The organism is Actinomadura sp. J1-007 (genome assembly GCF_009793335.1).
Lineage (GTDB): Bacteria > Actinomycetota > Actinomycetes > Streptosporangiales > Streptosporangiaceae > Spirillospora > Spirillospora yumaensis.
Genome location: NZ_WING01000001.1, coordinates 7,453,078 through 7,469,092, shown reverse-complemented (window position 1 = coordinate 7,469,092; position 16,015 = coordinate 7,453,078). Strand labels below are relative to the sequence as shown.

The window sequence follows — 16,015 nt, the reverse complement described above, 5'->3', positions numbered from 1 at the left end:
TACAACGTCGCGATCGAACTGTTCGTCCAGGGCGACGCGCGGGAGCCGATGGAGGTCCTGCTCCCCGGGCGCTCGACATGCTGGCCGCCGGACTCCCCCGCCCCTAGGCCCTGCCCTGCACAGGAGGTTTCCCATGTTGGACGTGGTCATCGTCGGCGGCGGTCCGAACGGCCTGATGCTCGGCTGCGAACTCGCGCTGGCCGGGGTGCGTCCGGTCGTCCTCGAACGCCTCACCGGCCCGAAGACCGAGGCGCGGGCGAACGGCCTGGTCGGCCAGGTGGTGCGCATGCTCGACCGGCGCGGCCTCTACGCGCGGCTCAGCGGTGCCGACGGGCCGCCCCGGCCCGCGCCCCGATTCATGTTCGGCGCCTTCACGCTGGAGTTCGGGGATCTTGAGGACAACCCCGTGAGCCTGCTCATGGCGCCGCAGGAGCGGATCGAGAAGGTCCTCGGCGAACGCGCCGTCGAGCTCGGCGTCGACCTCCGCAGGGGGCAGGAGGTGACCGATCTGCACCAGGACGGCGACCACATCCGGGTCGTCCTGGCGAGCGGGGAGACTCTCCGCGCCCGGTACGTGGTGGGGGCCGACGGCGGGCGCAGCATGGTGCGGAGACTGTCCGGCATCGAGTTCCCGGGCATGACCAACGACGACTTCGTCACCAGGTCCGCGAACGTGTCGGTGGCCGACGAGCACCTCGGCCCGGACGGCGACCTGCTCGTCCCCGGCTACGGCAGCCTGCCGCCCCTGCTGTACGTGCGGACGGAGCGCGGCACGATCGTGTGGGCGCTCCTGCCCGGCCGCGTGCCCGCGCTCACCACCACCGAGACCGGCACGGCGGGCGAGCACACCGCACCCATGACGTTCGAGGAGATGCTGGCGAGCGCCGAACGGGTGCTGGGCGTGCCCGTACCGATCCGTCCTCCGCGGGGCGAGGGGCCGCACCTGCTTCGCCGGCTCGTCGGCGGCAACACGCGGCTGGCCGAGCGCTACCGCGACGGGCGGGTGCTGCTGCTGGGCGACGCGGCGCACGTGCACTCGGCGATCGGCGGGCCGGGCCTCAACCTCGGCCTGCAAGACGCGGTCAACCTCGGTTGGAAGCTGGCCGCCGCGGTACGGGGACGGGCCCCCGAGCACCTGCTCGACACCTACGACGAGGAACGCCGTCCCGTCGCCGAACGCGTCATGGCGTCCACCCTGGCGCAGTCGGCGCTGATGCGCCCCGGCCCGGAGGTCACCGCCCTGCGGACCGTCTTCGGCGAGCTGCTCGCCGCGCCCGGAGGCACCGAACGCATCGCCCACCTGCTCGCGGGCACCACTGAGGCCTTCGCGCCCGACCTCGTGGTGCACACCGACGCCGGTACCCACCGGCTGGCCGAACTGACGACCACCGCCCGGCCGTTGCTGCTGGACCTGAGCGGCGACTTCACCGAGGCCGCGGAGCCTTGGCACGACCGGGTGGACGTCGTGCGCGGCAAGGCGGAGGGCACGGACGCGGCCGGGCTCCTGCTGCGCCCCGACTGCCATGTCGCGTGGACCGGTCACCGCCCCGACGACGTGAACGGTCTGCGAGCCGCGCTGACCAAGTGGTTCGGCGCACCGCTCGCCTGACCCCCTGGCGCGGCCTCCGGGTCGTTCAACGCGGCGGGGAGCCGGACGCGGCGGGATCAGGGGTCGCGCACGGTGCGCTGAGGAACGCCGAGGCGCGTGCCGATGGTTTCCAGTTGGCGGGCGAAGGCGGCCGGGGCATCGCGCAGCGGGGTCCGGGACACGAAGGGGACCCCCCACCGCAACCGCTGAGCCACGTTGTAGATCTTCTGCGTGATCAGGCTGCCTTCGGGACGGGCGTGACGGTGGTCTCGCTGCGGTACCACCAGCCGCCCTGAACGGCGACCGTGCGCGCGGCCGGGTCGGCGTCGACGGTGACGCCCTCGACCGGCGGAACGTCGAGGACGAGCGGTGTGACCTGCTCGACGGGAGCTTCGACGATACCCTGCAAGGTGCGCAGGTGCTTCTTCGGGTGGGACATTCGGGGGTCGGTCCGTTCAGTGGGGTGATGCGGACGGGACGGGTTCGAGGCGGTTGGCGGCGGGCGTGCGCGGTGGCGGGGTGCGCGGGGTCATCGTTGGGCTGCGGGAATGAGACCGGGGGTGGTCTTGAAGGAGATGGCTTCCATCAGCGCTTTGCGTTGGGTGTTGTGGAACGCGGCGATGCGCCATTGTCCGTCGGACTCGCGGACGAACGTCAAGGTCTGCACTTTGGACGGCTTGCGCGGGGCGCGGCGGCCTTTGTAGGTGTCGCCGCGGCCGACGAGAATCGCGGTGTCGGGGCCGTGGAAGCGGATGTCGGTGATCTCACCGGCCAGCCTGGTTCCCTTGAGGTGTTTGCGGAACAGGACGCGGTGGCTGTTGATGATGTCGTCCCGGCCGCTGTAGCAGGTGCCGACGAAGGTGACGTAGCTGGCGTCCCGGGTGAACAGCCCGCCGTAGGCGTCGGCGTCATGCCGCGCCCACGCCCGGTGGAGTCGGTCCATCACCTGGGTGATCGCCTCCCGATCCTCACGGGTCCCGCTGTGGGGAGCGCCGGGTGGTCCGTCGTCGGGCGGCCTGGGGCGTGGCTGCGAGCGGTCATGGGGTCTCCCGAGGATCGTTAGACTGATTCAGAACCTGCAACGAAACATTATCTGCATCCTTGCAGATATTAGCCTAGGAGACGTCCGCCGCCGATGGCAACCGAACCGAGCACCGAGCCGTCCGACGAGCCGACCGCCGAGGCGGAGCCGACCGCCGAGGCGGGCGCCGAGCCGTCCGGCGGGGAGCATGCGATCATCCGCCGCTATCTGGACGCGGTCGGCCTGCACGGCATGGCCGCCGCGGAGGCCGCGGGGCTCCAGCCCACCGAGTGGTACGCGGTGAGCGTCATCGCGCTGGCCGGACACCTCACCCCCGGCGACCTGGCCACCCGCACCGGACTGACCACCGGCGCCACCACCCGCCTCATCGACCGCTTGGAGAACGCCGGATACGTGCGCCGCACCACCGACCCCACCGACCGCCGCCGCGTCATCGTCCGCGCTGTTGACGACACGTTCCCCGACATCGAGCAGGTCGTCACCCCGGCCGCCGGCATCTGGCCGCCGTCCTGGACCACTACACCCCCAGCAGCGCGCCCTGCTCTTCGACTACTTCACGCGCGCCGCCCCCGCGTACCGCGCCGCCACCGAGGAAATCCGCGCCAACACCACCCATCTACGCCGTCCCGGCCGCAAACGCACCTGAACCATTCGGCCCCCTTCGAGCCGAGGGCAGCGCCGAATGCTTCCGTGTCGATTTCCTCTGTTTTTTGCGCGGTCCGGCTTGTTATGCTCCCGAACGCTTGATCACGGGTTGCCGGGACGGGGCCGACGCCGGGGGCTCGTACGGAGCGGGGACGCCTTTTTCTCGCTACCGGCCATGCAGCCCCAGGACCTGTTCTTTTGGGCGAGGAGCACCGCGCATGGGCAGACGGGGCGGATTCGGCGGCAGACGGCGTGGTGGGGCGGGACGCGGAGGACGCGGCGCGGCGGGCGGAGCGTTCGGTAAGGCCGCCGGGCAGTTGTTCCACACGCCGAAGGGGCGTTCAGGTGGACGCGGCGGGCATGTGCCGGATCGCGGCAACCGTGCGGGCGGGCCGGGTGGCGGACGGCCCGCGAACAGCAGGACGTCGCAGAATCCGCGCGAGACCTCGCGCAGCCCCAACACGAGGACCACGACCCAGGACCCGATCGACATCGCCACCGGGGAGGTTCTGCTCGCACAGGTCGATGTCCAGCTTCCGGGCGTCCTGCCCCTGCTGATCGAGCGCGTCCACCAGTCGAACTATCGGCACGGGCGGCTGTTCGGCGCCTCCTGGGCCTCCACGCTCGACCAGCGCCTGGAGGTCGATGCCACCGGCGTGCACCTCGTGACCGCCGACGGCATGATTTTGACGTATCCGTCCGCGTCGCTGCCCAACGTGCTGTTCCTGCCGTTGGAAGGGCCCCGCTGGCCGCTCCAGCTCACGGCTGAAGGCGGTTACACGGTCACCGACCCGCAGTCGGGACGCGTGCTGCACTTTCCGCCTCCCGGGCCCGAGACGGGGTGGAGCGAGCTGCCCCTCACGGCGTTCTCCGACGGCAACGGCAACCGTGTCGACTTCCTCCGCACCGCCGGCACGCTGACCGAGATCCGGCACTCGGGCGGGTACCGCATCGCGGTCGACACCGTTCCGCTGGACGCCGCCGGGCCCGGCTCCGTCCCGGCGGAGAGTGAACGGCGCGTCAGCGCGTTGCGGCTCCTCACCGGCGCCTCGGACGGGGAGGTGTCGGACGGGCAGGTGCTCGCCCGTTACGGCTACGACGAGGCGGGCCATCTGGCGGAGGTGTCGGGGCCCGCCGGAGTCCCCCTGCGGTTCACCTATGACGGTGAAGGCCGCATGACGAGCTGGTGCGACAGGAACGGCCACCCCTACGAGTTCGAGTACGACCGGTACGGCCGCGCCGTCGGCGGCAGGAGCCCGTCCGGCTTCCTCAACACGTCGCTCACGTTCCAGGACGACGGCCGGACGGTCGTGACGGACTCGCTCGGCCGCGCGAGGACGTACTCCTTCAACGGGGCCCACCAGCTCGTCGCGGAGACCGATCCGCTCGGCAACACGACACGGTACGAGTGGGACCGGTACGACAGGCTGCTGTCCCGCACCGACGCGCTGGGCGCCACCACGCGGTTCGTTCACGACGAGCACGGGAGCCCGACGTCCATCGTCCGTCCGGACGGCGCGCGCACGGATCTCGTCTACGGCGACCGGCCGCACCGGCCGACGGAGATCAGGCAGCCCGACGGCGCGGTGTGGCGGCAGACCTACGACGAGCGCGGCAACCTCGCCGCGGTCACCGATCCCGCGGGCGCCGTCACCGCCTACGCCTACGACGAGCACGGCGGCCTGGCGAGCGTCACCGATCCCCTCGGCAACGTCACGCGGACCGTGAACGACGCGGCGGGACTCCCGCTGCGCACCACCGGACCGCTCGGCGACACCACGGTCACCGAGCGGGACGCTCACGGCCGCCCCTTCCAGATCACCGACCCCGCGGGCGGGATCACGCGTCTGGAGTGGACGCCGGACGGACGTCTCGTCGCCCGCGTCCTGCCCGACGGCAGCACCGAGCGCTGGGCGTACGACGCGGAGGGCAACCAGACCGAGCACGTCGACGCCCTCGGCCAGGCCACGCGCACCGCGTACGGGCCGTTCGGGATGCCGACCGCGCAGACCGGGCCGGACGGCGGCCTGCTGCGGTTCGCCCACGACACCGAGTTGCGGTTGACGACCGTCACCAATCCGCAGGGCCTCCAGTGGACGTACCGGTACGACGCCGCAGGCAACCTTGTGGGCGAGACCGATTTCAACGGCCGCGACCTCGCCTACACCTGCGACGCCGCCGGACGGCTGGTCGAACGGAACGGCGGAGGCGCTCCGGTCTCGTTCCGCCGCGACGTCCTCGGCAACGTGGTGGAGCGGCGGTCCGGCGAGCAGGTCACCACGTTCGCCTACGACGCGGCGGGACGGCTGGCCCGGGCCGTGAACGCCGATTCCGACCTGCGGTTCGAGCGCGACGCGCTCGGCCGCGTGACCGCCGAGATCTGCAACGGCGCGGCCCTGACGACGGCGTACGACGCGGCCGGGCAGCGCGTACGGCGCCGTACTCCCTCCGGCGCCGAGAGCACCTGGTCCTACGACTCGGCGGGGCAACCCCAGATGCTCAGCGCCGGCGGGCAGACGCTCCGCTTCTCCTACGACGCCGCGGGACGGGAGGTCCAGCGGCAGATCGGCGCCGGTGCGGTCCTCGCCCAGCAGTGGGACTCCGGGCACCGGCTGTCGGCCCAGACCGTGTGGGGCGCGCCGCGGGCGGAGGGCGAGCAGGCGCGCCTCCTCCAGCACCGCACCTACGCCTACCGGCCGGACGGCGCCGTCGTCGGCGTCGGGGACCGGCTGGCCGGGGACCGCCGCTACGACCTCGACGCCGGCGGCCGAGCCGTCGCCGTGCGCGCGCACGCCTGGACCGAGCGGTACGCCTACGACCTCGCGGGAAACCTGACCCAGGCGGCCTGGCCCGCGGGCGGCCCCGGCGACACGGCGGCGGACGCGGTCGGCGAGCGGGAGTACGCGGGGACGCTGATCCGCCGCGCCGGGAACGTCCGGTACGAGCACGACCCGCACGGACGGGTCGTCCTGCGCCAGCACGCGCGGCTCTCGTCCAAGCCGCTGACCTGGCGCTACGAGTGGGACGACGACGACCGCCTCGTCGGCGCCGCCACCCCGGACGGCGCCCGGTGGCGGTACCGGTACGACGCGCTCGGACGGCGCGTCTCCAAACAGCGCCTCACGCGCGACGGCGGTGTGGAGGAGCAGACCGACTTCGTCTGGGACGGCCCGGTCCTGGCGGAGCAGGTGCATCGCGTCTGGTCGTCCGACCAGCGGACGTATGTCGCTTCGGGAAAGGTGTGGGAATACGAGCCGGACACTTTCCGGCCGATTTCCCAGACCGAACGGGCGCCCGCGCGCGACGCGCCCCAATCGTGGATCGACCGGCAGTTCTACGCGATCGTCACCGACCTGGTCGGGGCTCCGCGAGAACTGGTGGACGGCTCGGGCGACATCGCCTGGCATTCGTCCGGCACGCTCTGGGGGAACGAGCCGTCCGGACGTTTGTCACTGTGCCCGCTGCGCTTTCCCGGGCAGTACCACGATGCCGAAACGGGTCTCCACTACAACCGTTACCGCTATTACGACCCGAGCGGCGCCCGCTACCTGACCGAGGACCCGCTCGGCCTCGCCTTGGCGCCGAACCCGCACGCCTACGTGGCGAACCCGATGTCGTGGACGGACCCGCTGGGCCTCGGGCCCGGCCGGGGCGCCACGTTCGAGGTCAACTCCAAGGGCGAGGCGACCAGCGTCAAGGGCAAGGGGCGGCCCGACAACCAGACCGTGTTCAGCGGCCACGGCTCGTACGATCCGGCGAACGGGAAGGTCACGGTCCCGCCCGGGACGTCGGTGACGGTGTACGCGCCGCACGGCGCCACGATCTCCGACCGCCTGGGCGGCGCGATCGAGACCGGAACGGGCACCGGCAAGTTCCCGCACGTCGCCACTTACGGCCCGGGGCAGAAAATGCCGAACTACACCCTGCACCCGCCCTACAATCCGACGCTGAACATCCAAGGACACCCGATCACGGTGACGAAGGACACGCAGCTTTCGCAATTGCTCCAGCCCAATATGGGCCGAACACACTGGGCCGCGTGCCTGGAACAGGCGGGGCATCCCCTACAGAACACGATGATAGACTTGACGCCGTGACCTATTTCGAGGACCTGACGCCCTACAGATACTGGCCGAACAGCACGGAGACGGCCGTCAATATCGGTTGGCTGGGCAGTGGAGAGCCATTCCCCACAGGCGACGTCCCCGCCGAAGTCGTTCCCGCGCTATTGCGGCTGGTCGCAAAAGGCCCTGTCAATCTGACGCGCGGCTTCCACAAATGCGAGTTCTGCGCCGAGCCGCCGTACCCCGTCCTCATGCACCTCGGCGAGCAGGAAATCGCCCTCGGCAACGGCGAGGTGCGGGTCACCGGAGAGAACGGCACCGTGTACGCGGCCCCCACCCTGCTCCCCCATTACATCCAGGCGCACCGGTACCAGCCCCCGAGCCGTTCACCAACGCCGTCCTCGCCATATCACCAGCCTGAGAGCGCCCCCGTCACCCGCACCCTGAAAGTCAGCCAGGGGGTGCGTTCCCAGCCCCGGCGGGGGGCGGGTGCCGAGGCCCTCGGCGCGGCTGCGGCAGACGATGCAGGGACGGGCCAGGTAGCCGATCGGGGCCGCGAGCATGTGGACCAGGCAGGTGAACGACCACACGGCGAACAGCAGCGCGGCGCGCCCGGTCCCGCCTCGGGCGGGACATGGCGCCCGGGGGTGTGGTCCCCGGGCGCCATGGTCGTTCCTCCGTCCCGAACGGTCGGCGGTTCAGCCGGTGAAGTTGTGGGTCGTTCCGGGGGTCCAGCCGGGGTCGTTCCGCTGGGCGAAGCCGGTCCAGGAACGGCGCACCCGACGGACGAGTTCGGGCGGCGGGTCGCCGTCGAGCATGGGGGCCTCGCGCCAGGCGGCGGCGGTTCCGAGGACGAACGGCAGCTCGATGCAGTGGCAGGCGCCGTACGGGCTGTGCGGCGGGTGCCAGTCGAAGCGGTAGAGCCAGGGAGCGGCCCCGCCGTCGGTGAGCAGTCGCGCCAGGCGGTGGGCCGGTTCGCGGAACATCTGGTCGGTGACCATGTCGACCACGATCTCGGTGGTCGTACGGCCGCCGGGCGCGGCGCGTTCCGGGTCGCCGAACCAGCGGGTGGCGATCTCCGTCAGGTCCTCTTGGCTGAGGGCCCGCGTTCGCGGGTTGTCGGCGAAGAACGCCGCCGCCTCGTGGCGGGTCGTGCCCATGAGGATCTGGACGCCGTCGGCGGCGCGTGCTCCGGTGACCTCGACCGGGTCGCCCGCCACCAGTTCCCCGTCCGCGATGAGCTGGAACGGCGGAACGGGGCTGAGCGGGGCGGCGGCGCGCTGGGCGACGGCTCCCTGCGCGGTCAGGAGGTCGGCGACCGGCACGTCGGTGAGCGCGGCCTCTTGGCCGGGATCGAGGCCCAGTTCGTCCAGGAGGAGGCGGCCGGTGCGTTCCGCCGCGTCCGGCGTGTCGGGGAGCATCCCGGCGGGGTGCTCTGCAAGATCGCACGCTGGAAGAGGCCGCCGGCCCGCCGGCCGGACAGCAGCGCCAGGATCGACTGTGCGCCGGCGGACTGGCCGGCCACCGTCACGTTGCCGGGATCTCCGCCGAACGCGGCGATGTTGTCGCGCACCCATTCCAGCGCGGCGAGCTGGTCGAGCAGCCCGAGGTTCCCTTCGCTCACCGGCGGCAACCGCAGGTAACCGAGCACGCCGAGCCGGTAGTTGGCGGTCACCACGACCAGGTCCCCGGCGGCGGCCAGCTCGGCGCCGTCGTACCAGTCCGCACCGCCCGAACCGCTGGTGAAGCCGCCACCGTGCAAGAAGACGAGCACCGGACGTCCTTGTCCCGGTGGCGCCCACACGTTCAGCGACAGGCACTGCTCCGCCTGCGGCATCTGGAACGGGCCCATCACGCGTTCGAGCCGGGACGCCGGTTGCGGCGCCGCCGGGCCCGGCGCCGCGGCGTCCCGAACGCCGGGCCACGGGCGGACGGGCCGGGGCTCGGCGAACCGGTCGGCGCGGGCGTACGGGATGCCGCGGAACGCGGTGACCGGCCCGGCGGCGGCGCCGCGGACCCGGCCCGCCGCGGTCTCGGCGATCATCGGGCGGTGAAGAACAGGCCGGCGCCGTAGGCGTCGCGCGCGGACACGAAGAAGCCGTCGCCGGTCGTCCGGACGCCCGTGCCGCCGTCCTCGACGATCGTGCGGGCGGCGGTGACGTCGTCGACCAGCACGGTCATGGCGGCCAGGTAGGACGCGGCCGGGGCGGGCTCGCCGGGCAGCGCCTCCTCGGCGTCCGAGGACCGGACGAACTCCAGCCTTCCGTCCGCCAGGTCCAGCACGGTCATCAGGCCCTGCCGGCGGGGCGCCGCGTTCAGGATGCGGGCGTACCGGTCCACGATCGCGTCGAACTCGGCGTCGTCGGCCACGAGCAGCACCGCGTCCAGGGCGCGCGCGGTGTTGGGGTGGCGCAGGTAGCGCGGCTGGTGGACGTACTGGCGGGTGAGGTGCTGGGCGAGGCCCACGTAGCCTCCGGGGGTCGAACGCGGATCGAGGTGGGCGGCGCGGGCGCGCATGGTGCGGGGCCCGTCCTCGGTGTCGACCTCGCGTTCCAGGTCGAGCACGCCGGAGGTGCGCAGCCCGGCGGCCGTCAGCCGCCGGTCGGTGGCCTCGGCGTCGTCGGTGTCGAGGTTGAGGATCCGGAAGCCTTCGTACTGGTCGGCCATGGCCTTGGTGTTCCAGGGGTCGGGCGCGGACTCGTCCACGATGCCGAGCAGTTCGATGTAGGCCCCGCCGAACAGCGCGCACCGGTTGGCGGTGCAGCCGAGGACCGGCGGCTGCCCGGGGCGCTCGTTGAGCAGGTGCCGTGAGCGCGGGCTCAACGTGAACCCGAACGAGGTGAAGGTACGTTCCAGGCCGTCCAGGTCGCGCGTCAGGATGCCGGTGTGGTGGAAACCGCGGATGTCGCTCGTCATGGCGACGATGCTGCTCCAACCGTCCGCCCGGGACGGCGGCGCCGGGCCAGGACGCCCGGATCCGACATCGAACTACCATGATCGGGTGGATCCGGTCACGCTCGACGCCCTCGACCTGCGCGTGCTCCACGCGCTCCACCTCGACGCGCGCGCCCCGTTCAGCAGGATCGCGAAGGCCCTCGACGTCGCCGACCGCACGGTGGCCCGCCGCTTCGGCAGGCTGCGCGCGGCCGGCGCGGCCCGCGTCACCGCGACGGTCAGCAGCCGCGACACCGGCCAGGTCGAATGGCTGGTGCGCCTGCGCGTGCGGCCCGACGCCGCCCCGCTCCTCGCCCGGGGGCTGGCGCGGCGCCCCGACACCCGCTGGGTGACCGTCCTGTCGGGCGGCACGGAGATCGGCTGCATCCTGCGCGCCTCCCGCGCGGCCCCGCCGCCGCTGGAGGAGCTGGCCCGCCACCGGCAGATCCTCCAGGTGGACGCGCAGCGGCTGCTGCGCCACCTGATGGACCGGCAATGGTCCGGCCGCACCTCGGCCCTGACCGCTGACCAGATCGCGGCGCTGCGGCCGCCCGCCGGCGACGGCCACCGGATCGTTCTGAACGATCTCGACCGGCGGCTGCTGCCCGCCCTGGCCACCGACGGCCGGGCCGCCTATCCGGAGCTCGCCCGCCGCGTCGGCTGGTCGGAGTCGGCGATCCGCCGCCGCCTGGAGGAGCTGCGCCGTTCCAACACGCTCCACTTGGACGTCGAGGTCGATCCGCTGCTGCTCGGCTACTCCGCCCAATGCCTGCTGAGGCTGGCCATCGCCCCGTCCCGGCTCTCCTCCGCCGCCCGGTCCCTGGCCGCGCACCCCGAGACGGCCTTCGTCGGGGCGACCACCGGAAAGCACAACCTCATCGCGATCGCCGTCTGCCGCGACGACAACGCCCTCTACGCCCACCTCAGCGACCGCATCGGTTCACTGGACGGCGTCGAACGCCTCGAAACCGCCCCGATCACCTCGTACACCAAGCGCCACGCCCCGACCCTCTAGCCGGTGCGGGGTCGCCTGGCGGCCGTTCGTCAGTTGCTGACGGCCTTCTTGTAGCGGCGGGTGGCCAGCGGGACGAACACGATGAGGATGACGGCGATCCACAGCAGCGACGCCGGGACGGCGTTCTGGATGGGCCAGGCGTCGGAGGTCTTCATCGCCGGGCTGGTGTTGCCGAAGAGCTCGCGTGCGGCCTGGGTGAACGTGGAGACGGGGTTCCACTCGGCGACGACCCGCAGCGGCGCCGGCAGCCGGGAGCTGTCGAGGAACGCGTTGGAGACGAACACCAGCGGGAGCGAGACCATGTTGGCGATGCCGCTGAAGCTCTCCGGGGTGCGCAGGGCCAGCGCGACGGTCGCGGTGACCCAGGAGAACGCGTAGGCGAACAGCAGCAGCAGCCCGAACCCGGCCAGGGCCTCCGCCGGAGAGCCGTGCACGCGCCAGCCGACGACCAGCCCCATGCCCGCCATGACGGCGAGGGCGACGACGTTCATCAGCAGGTCGCTGACGGTCTGGCCGACCAGCACCGCCGACCGCGCCATCGGCAGCGAGCGGAACCGGTCGAAGATGCCCTTCTGGAGGTCCAGGGTGAGCGTGTACCCGGTGGTCTGCGCGCCGATGATCACGGCCTGGACGAAGATGCCGGGGAGCAGGAACTCCTTGTAGGGCATCCCGGGATGTCGATGGCGCTGCCGAAGACGTACGCGAACAGCAGGATCAGCACGGCGGGGAGCGCGACCGCGGCGGCGAGCTGCTCCGGGGACCGTCTGATCTTGATGGCGTTGCGCCTGGCGACGGTGAGCCCGTCGATGATCGGGAGGGTGAACGCGCTCATCGGGCGGCCTCCTGGACCTGCGCGGCGGTGTCGTCGGTGCGGTCGGAGCCGGACGCCCGGCGCCCGGTGAGGGTGAGGTAGACGTCGTCCATCGTGGGCCGCCGCATCCCGGCGTCCCTGACGGTGACGCCCTTCTCGGCCAGCCGTCCGAGGGCCTGGCGCAGCGCCTCGGGCCCGTCGGAGACCGGGACCGTGACGCGCCGCGCCTCGGCGTCGGTCTCGATGGCGCCGACGGCGAACCAGGCCAGCGTCTCCCGCGCGGTCGCGAGCTGCCCCGGGTCGGCGACCGACAGCTCGATCCGGTTGCCGCCGACCCGTTCCTTCAGCTCGTCGGCGGTGCCGCGCGCGATCGCGCGGCCGTGGTCGACCACCGCGATCCGGTCGGCCAGCCGGTCGGCCTCCTCCATCTACTGGGTGGTGAGCAGCAGCGTGGTGCCGCCCTCGACCAGCTCGCCGATCACGTCCCAGAGCTGCGCGCGGGCGCGCGGGTCGAGGCCGGTGCTCGGCTCGTCCAGGAACAGCACCGGCGGGTCGGCGACGAGAGCCCCGGCCAGGTCGATCCGGCGCCGCATGCCGCCGGAGTAGCCCTTCACCGGACGGTCGCCCGCCTCCGCGAGATCGAAGCGCTCCAGCAGCTCGCGGGCGCGCTTCCTGCTGCGCTTGGCGCCCAGGTGGTAGAGCCGCCCGACCATCTCCAGGTTCTCGGCGCCGGTGAGGTGTTCGTCGACGGCGGCGTACTGCCCGGACACCCCGATGCGGGAGCGCAGCTCCGCGGCGTCGCGGACGACGTCGCAGCCCGCGACGACGGCGCGTCCCGCGTCCGGCCGCAGCAGCGTGGTCAGCCCCCGCACCGCCGTGGTCTTCCCGGCGCCGTTCGGCCCCAGCAGGGCCAGCACCGTCCCGGACGGGACCGACAGATCCAAGCCGTCCAGCGCCGTCACGTTCCCGTATTTCTTGACCAGCCCTTCGGCCGTGATCGCGTCACTCATAGGGCCCCCTCTCCATCTACTCAGTGCCGCTGACTACCGGTAGATAGTATGACCAAGTACCACTACTCAGCAACACCGAATACCGGACCGCGCTCAGGGGAGGAGGAGCTGGCCGAAGCCGCCGTCCTGCTGCTGGGTCAGGCCGAGCTGAGCGCCGCTGACGGTCGTGGCGCCCTGGGTCCGTCCGTTGGGCAGGACGTAGACGCGTCCGCCCGCACGGGTCGTCCATTCGGGGACGCCGACGGTGAGCTCGGGCTCCCCGTCTCCGGTCAGGTCGCCGACCGACAGGCCGTCACCGACCCAGCGCAGGTCGCTGCCAGAGGGCCGCGGGAGGTCCTGGCCGTCGATGATGTGGGCCTTGCCGGGGCGTACGCCGTCGGGGCCGCCCGGGATGACCGCGACCTTGCCGTCTCCGGCGACGGCGATGTCCTCGATGCCGTCGCCGGTGACGTCGCCGACGGCGAATCCGCGCGCCGCCTCCAGGGACACGGCGTAGTCGAGGTTTCCGGGCTTGTCCACGGTTCCGACCGTGATGGGGCTGGTGAAACCCTGCCGCGCGCCGAGCCCGGTGGGCGTCCCGGGCACCACGGACATCTGCGGCTTCGGGACGTCGTTGCGGTCCCGCATGACCAGGTCGGGCCGGCCGTCGCCGGTGACGTCGCCGGTCGTCGCGTGCAACCCGACCCAGCCCCGGCCGAACACGGTGGCCCGGTCGCTCAGGCCCCGGGGGCCGCCGAGCCGCAGCTCGCCCCAGTAGTGGTTCTCCTCGCCCTCGGACAGCCAGTGGACCATCAGGGCGAGGTCGGAACGGCCGTCGGCGTTGAAGTCGGCGACCTTGAGGGAGTGGAAGGCGTCCTCGGCTCCGCGCTCGTTAGGCATGATCAGCTTCGGCGCGGTCTCCACGGCGGGGACGGGCCGGTCCACCACGTCGCGGAAGAAGAGCAGGCGGGGCGTGAACCCTCCGGTGGCGACGACGTCGAACCCGCCGTTGCCGTCGAAGTCCCCGATCGCCAGGCCGTCGAAATCGGAGAGCGTCTTCGGGGCGTCCGCAGCTCCACCGCGCGGCGGGTGAGCCCGTGCGCGCCGCCGTAGACGATCGTCGCGCGGGGGATCCGGTACAGCCCGGTCTCGCCCCATCCCTCGGAGTGCCCGCCCACCAGCAGGTCGTCGTAGCCGTCGTGGTCGAAGTCGGCCGACTCCATCGTCGTGCCGAACTCCATCGTCGGCTCGCCCCGGGTCGGCACGTCGAGGCAGTCGTGCGTGATGATCTGCCGCCTGGCGGGGTCCGGGCCCTGGGGCCGCTGTAGACGACGGCGACGTACCCGGCCGCCCACTTCCCGTTCACCTTGGCGTCCGGCCGTCCCGGAACCTTGCCGTACGGGAGGGAGACCGCGGTGTCACGGCGGCCGTCGCCGTTGAAGTCGCCGCCGCGGTCGAAGCCCCTTTTCGCGGCCCGAACAGCCCGCCGGGGCGTCCTCGCGCTGGGCGTCGGCGCGGGGGCGGCGCTGCCGGACGGCAACGGGGTCACGCAACCCGCCCGGGGCGCGGCGTTCCGCGGGCTCGGGTCGCTGCGGGTGACGTCGCCGGCGATGACGAGCGACGCCACCACCGCGACGGCCGCAGCGACAACCGTGATCCTCCTGCGGAGGCTCGTCCCCCGCGACCCTTTCATCTGCACTGCGGACCCCCGGCTGATCGCATTGAAGGGAAGATCATCCAGCGTCCGCCCGGGATCCGCGAGAGATCGCGGAAAATCGATCTGTCCCGCCCGCCGTCCGGTGGCGTCACTGCCTGCGGCGCAGCAGGAGCATCGCGGCGTCGTCGTCGATCGGGCCGCCGACGTACCGGACGAGGTCGTGCGGGAGCGCGTCCAGGGCCTCTTGGGGATCGTGCGCGCGGAGCAGGTCCGAACGGTCCGCGAGGGGATAGAACGCTCCCCGGTCGTCGCGCGCTTCGATCACGCCGTCGGTGTAGAGGAGCATCCGGTCGCCGGGGCCGAACTCGATCTCGTACGGGGACGCCTGGACCGGGGTCATGCTCGCCAGTCCGAGCGGCGGCGCCACGTCCGGGGGGTCGGCGAACTCGGCGTGGCCGTCGGCCCGCAGCAGCAGCGGCGGAGGATGGCCGCAGTTGAGCAGGCGGGCCTTGGCCCTTTCGGAGGCGATCTCGACGAGCACGGCCGTGACGAACTGCTCGCCGGTGAGCTGCCTGCCCAGCGCCTTCTCCAGCCGGAGCACCACGCTGGGCAGGTCGGGCTCGTCGAACGCGGCCTCGCGGAAGGCCGCCAGGACGACCGCGGCGGTCTCGACCGCGTCCAGGCCCTTGCCCTGGACGTCCCCGACGATGATCCGGACGCCGCCGGGCGTCGTGACCACCTCGTACAGGTCGCCGCCGATGCGCGCCCGCGCCGCGGCGGAGGTGTAGGACACGGCGGCGTGGATGGGGCCGACCCGGCGGGGCACCGGCCTCAGCAGGACGCGCTGCGCGACCTCGGCGACGGTGCGGATGTCGTGCAGCTCGCGCTCCTTGCCCTCGCGGGACGCGGAGGCCAGCATCGCGGCCCCGGTGACCCCGCCGATCGACAGCAGCGTCAGGAAGTTCTGGCGGGACCCGATCAGCTCGTCGTAGACGGCGAGGGCGAGGCACAGGGCGAGCGCGGCCAGGCCGATCCACGCCGTACGCCGGGCACTGCTGGAAAGGCTCGCGAACGCCGGGCCGAGCGAGAGCAGCGGCAGGAACCCCGCTCCCGGACCGGCGAGCACGTCGGTCACGGCGATGACCGCCATCATCGCGAACGGCAGCGACCCCAGGAACCGACCGGCGGCCCGATCACCCGCTCCCACCCGCATCCGCAGCCCCCAGGAGATGTCCTCGTTCCGCAGAAGGCTAATGCCTCCCCGCCGCGC

The 16,015-nt window shown here is 72.4% G+C and carries 15 protein-coding genes and 1 pseudogene; 4 read left to right on the top strand and 12 right to left on the bottom strand.

Features of this window, described 5'->3' with window-relative positions; genetic code table 11:
- Positions 1–133 precede the first annotated feature (133 nt).
- Positions 134–1,609: an FAD-dependent monooxygenase gene (locus GEV43_RS34050; RefSeq protein WP_160824177.1), complete on the top strand. Its 1,476-nt coding sequence runs from the start codon at positions 134–136 to the stop codon at positions 1,607–1,609.
- 214 nt (positions 1,610–1,823) lie between these two features.
- Here GEV43_RS34050 and GEV43_RS48515 read toward each other — a convergent pair whose 3' ends face one another.
- Positions 1,824–2,027 (bottom strand): hypothetical protein, encoded by a 204-nt coding sequence (locus GEV43_RS48515; protein WP_206681408.1) that lies wholly within the window; start codon positions 2,025–2,027, stop codon positions 1,824–1,826.
- Between the two features lie 90 nt (positions 2,028–2,117).
- Entirely contained in the window at positions 2,118–2,645 is a 528-nt protein-coding gene (locus GEV43_RS34040) for an SgcJ/EcaC family oxidoreductase (RefSeq protein ID WP_309240067.1), read from the bottom strand.
- 78 nt (positions 2,646–2,723) lie between these two features.
- On the opposite strand from GEV43_RS34040, the gene GEV43_RS34035 reads away from it, so the two are divergent.
- Both GEV43_RS34035 and GEV43_RS54215 read left to right on the top strand, forming a co-directional pair.
- Positions 2,724–3,377, top strand: a complete 654-nt coding sequence (locus tag GEV43_RS34035; RefSeq protein ID WP_206681407.1) for a MarR family winged helix-turn-helix transcriptional regulator — start codon at positions 2,724–2,726, stop codon at positions 3,375–3,377.
- Between the two features lie 260 nt (positions 3,378–3,637).
- Positions 3,638–7,372: a putative adhesin gene (locus tag GEV43_RS54215; protein WP_160824175.1), complete on the top strand. Its 3,735-nt coding sequence runs from the start codon at positions 3,638–3,640 to the stop codon at positions 7,370–7,372.
- A gap of 353 nt (positions 7,373–7,725) precedes the next feature.
- Here GEV43_RS54215 and GEV43_RS34025 read toward each other — a convergent pair whose 3' ends face one another.
- From GEV43_RS34025 to GEV43_RS34015, 4 genes are all read right to left on the bottom strand, one after another.
- Complete coding sequence (locus GEV43_RS34025; protein WP_241684118.1) at positions 7,726–7,902, bottom strand: hypothetical protein; 177 nt, start codon at positions 7,900–7,902, stop codon at positions 7,726–7,728.
- A gap of 135 nt (positions 7,903–8,037) precedes the next feature.
- Positions 8,038–8,664 carry a carboxylesterase family protein gene (locus GEV43_RS53400; RefSeq protein WP_206681406.1) on the bottom strand — a complete coding sequence of 209 codons (627 nt, stop codon included), beginning with the start codon at positions 8,662–8,664 and terminating at the stop codon, positions 8,038–8,040.
- Positions 8,643–9,383: a carboxylesterase family protein gene (locus GEV43_RS53395; protein WP_206681405.1), complete on the bottom strand. Its 741-nt coding sequence runs from the start codon at positions 9,381–9,383 to the stop codon at positions 8,643–8,645. Before GEV43_RS53395 ends, GEV43_RS53400 begins: the two co-directional genes overlap by 22 nt.
- Positions 9,380–10,255: a VOC family protein gene (locus tag GEV43_RS34015; protein WP_160824174.1), complete on the bottom strand. Its 876-nt coding sequence runs from the start codon at positions 10,253–10,255 to the stop codon at positions 9,380–9,382. Before GEV43_RS34015 ends, GEV43_RS53395 begins: the two co-directional genes overlap by 4 nt.
- Positions 10,256–10,340: 85 nt before the next feature.
- Between GEV43_RS34015 and GEV43_RS34010 the strand changes: the two genes are divergently transcribed.
- Positions 10,341–11,288 carry an Lrp/AsnC family transcriptional regulator gene (locus GEV43_RS34010; RefSeq protein ID WP_160824173.1) on the top strand — a complete coding sequence of 316 codons (948 nt, stop codon included), beginning with the start codon at positions 10,341–10,343 and terminating at the stop codon, positions 11,286–11,288.
- Positions 11,289–11,317: 29 nt separating this feature from the next.
- Here the strand turns inward: GEV43_RS34010 and GEV43_RS34005 are convergent, their stop codons facing one another.
- The 6 genes and pseudogenes from GEV43_RS34005 to GEV43_RS33985 form a co-directional block, all read right to left on the bottom strand.
- Entirely contained in the window at positions 11,318–11,956 is a 639-nt protein-coding gene (locus GEV43_RS34005) for an ABC transporter permease (protein WP_241683143.1), read from the bottom strand.
- On the bottom strand, positions 11,908–12,120 hold the full coding sequence (locus tag GEV43_RS51780; protein WP_241683142.1) for a hypothetical protein: 213 nt from the start codon (positions 12,118–12,120) through the stop codon (positions 11,908–11,910). Before GEV43_RS51780 ends, GEV43_RS34005 begins: the two co-directional genes overlap by 49 nt.
- Positions 12,117–13,109: pseudogene (locus GEV43_RS34000) on the bottom strand (ATP-binding cassette domain-containing protein). Before GEV43_RS34000 ends, GEV43_RS51780 begins: the two are co-directional and overlap by 4 nt.
- 93 nt (positions 13,110–13,202) lie before the next feature.
- Positions 13,203–14,036 carry an FG-GAP and VCBS repeat-containing protein gene (locus tag GEV43_RS55400; protein WP_160824172.1) on the bottom strand — a complete coding sequence of 278 codons (834 nt, stop codon included), beginning with the start codon at positions 14,034–14,036 and terminating at the stop codon, positions 13,203–13,205.
- Positions 13,991–14,443 carry an FG-GAP repeat protein gene (locus tag GEV43_RS33990; protein ID WP_160824171.1) on the bottom strand — a complete coding sequence of 151 codons (453 nt, stop codon included), beginning with the start codon at positions 14,441–14,443 and terminating at the stop codon, positions 13,991–13,993. Before GEV43_RS33990 ends, GEV43_RS55400 begins: the two co-directional genes overlap by 46 nt.
- Before the next feature lie 450 nt (positions 14,444–14,893).
- Complete coding sequence (locus tag GEV43_RS33985; RefSeq protein WP_160824170.1) at positions 14,894–15,958, bottom strand: PP2C family protein-serine/threonine phosphatase; 1,065 nt, start codon at positions 15,956–15,958, stop codon at positions 14,894–14,896.
- Positions 15,959–16,015 lie beyond the last annotated feature (57 nt).

Bases quoted from the DNA above. Each gene is read 5' to 3' on its own strand.
- GEV43_RS34050 (WP_160824177.1), top strand. From the start codon at position 134: ATGTTGGACGTGGTCATCGTCGGCGGCGGTCCGAACGGCCTGATGCTC.
- GEV43_RS48515 (WP_206681408.1), bottom strand. From the start codon at position 2,027: ATGTCCCACCCGAAGAAGCACCTGCGCACCTTGCAGGGTATCGTCGAA.
- GEV43_RS34035 (WP_206681407.1), top strand. From the start codon at position 2,724: ATGGCAACCGAACCGAGCACCGAGCCGTCCGACGAGCCGACCGCCGAG.
- GEV43_RS34025 (WP_241684118.1), bottom strand. From the start codon at position 7,902: ATGCTCGCGGCCCCGATCGGCTACCTGGCCCGTCCCTGCATCGTCTGC.
- GEV43_RS53395 (WP_206681405.1), bottom strand. From the start codon at position 9,383: ATGATCGCCGAGACCGCGGCGGGCCGGGTCCGCGGCGCCGCCGCCGGG.
- GEV43_RS34015 (WP_160824174.1), bottom strand. From the start codon at position 10,255: ATGACGAGCGACATCCGCGGTTTCCACCACACCGGCATCCTGACGCGC.
- GEV43_RS34005 (WP_241683143.1), bottom strand. From the start codon at position 11,956: ATGCCCTACAAGGAGTTCCTGCTCCCCGGCATCTTCGTCCAGGCCGTG.
- GEV43_RS51780 (WP_241683142.1), bottom strand. From the start codon at position 12,120: ATGAGCGCGTTCACCCTCCCGATCATCGACGGGCTCACCGTCGCCAGG.
- GEV43_RS33985 (WP_160824170.1), bottom strand. From the start codon at position 15,958: ATGCGGGTGGGAGCGGGTGATCGGGCCGCCGGTCGGTTCCTGGGGTCG.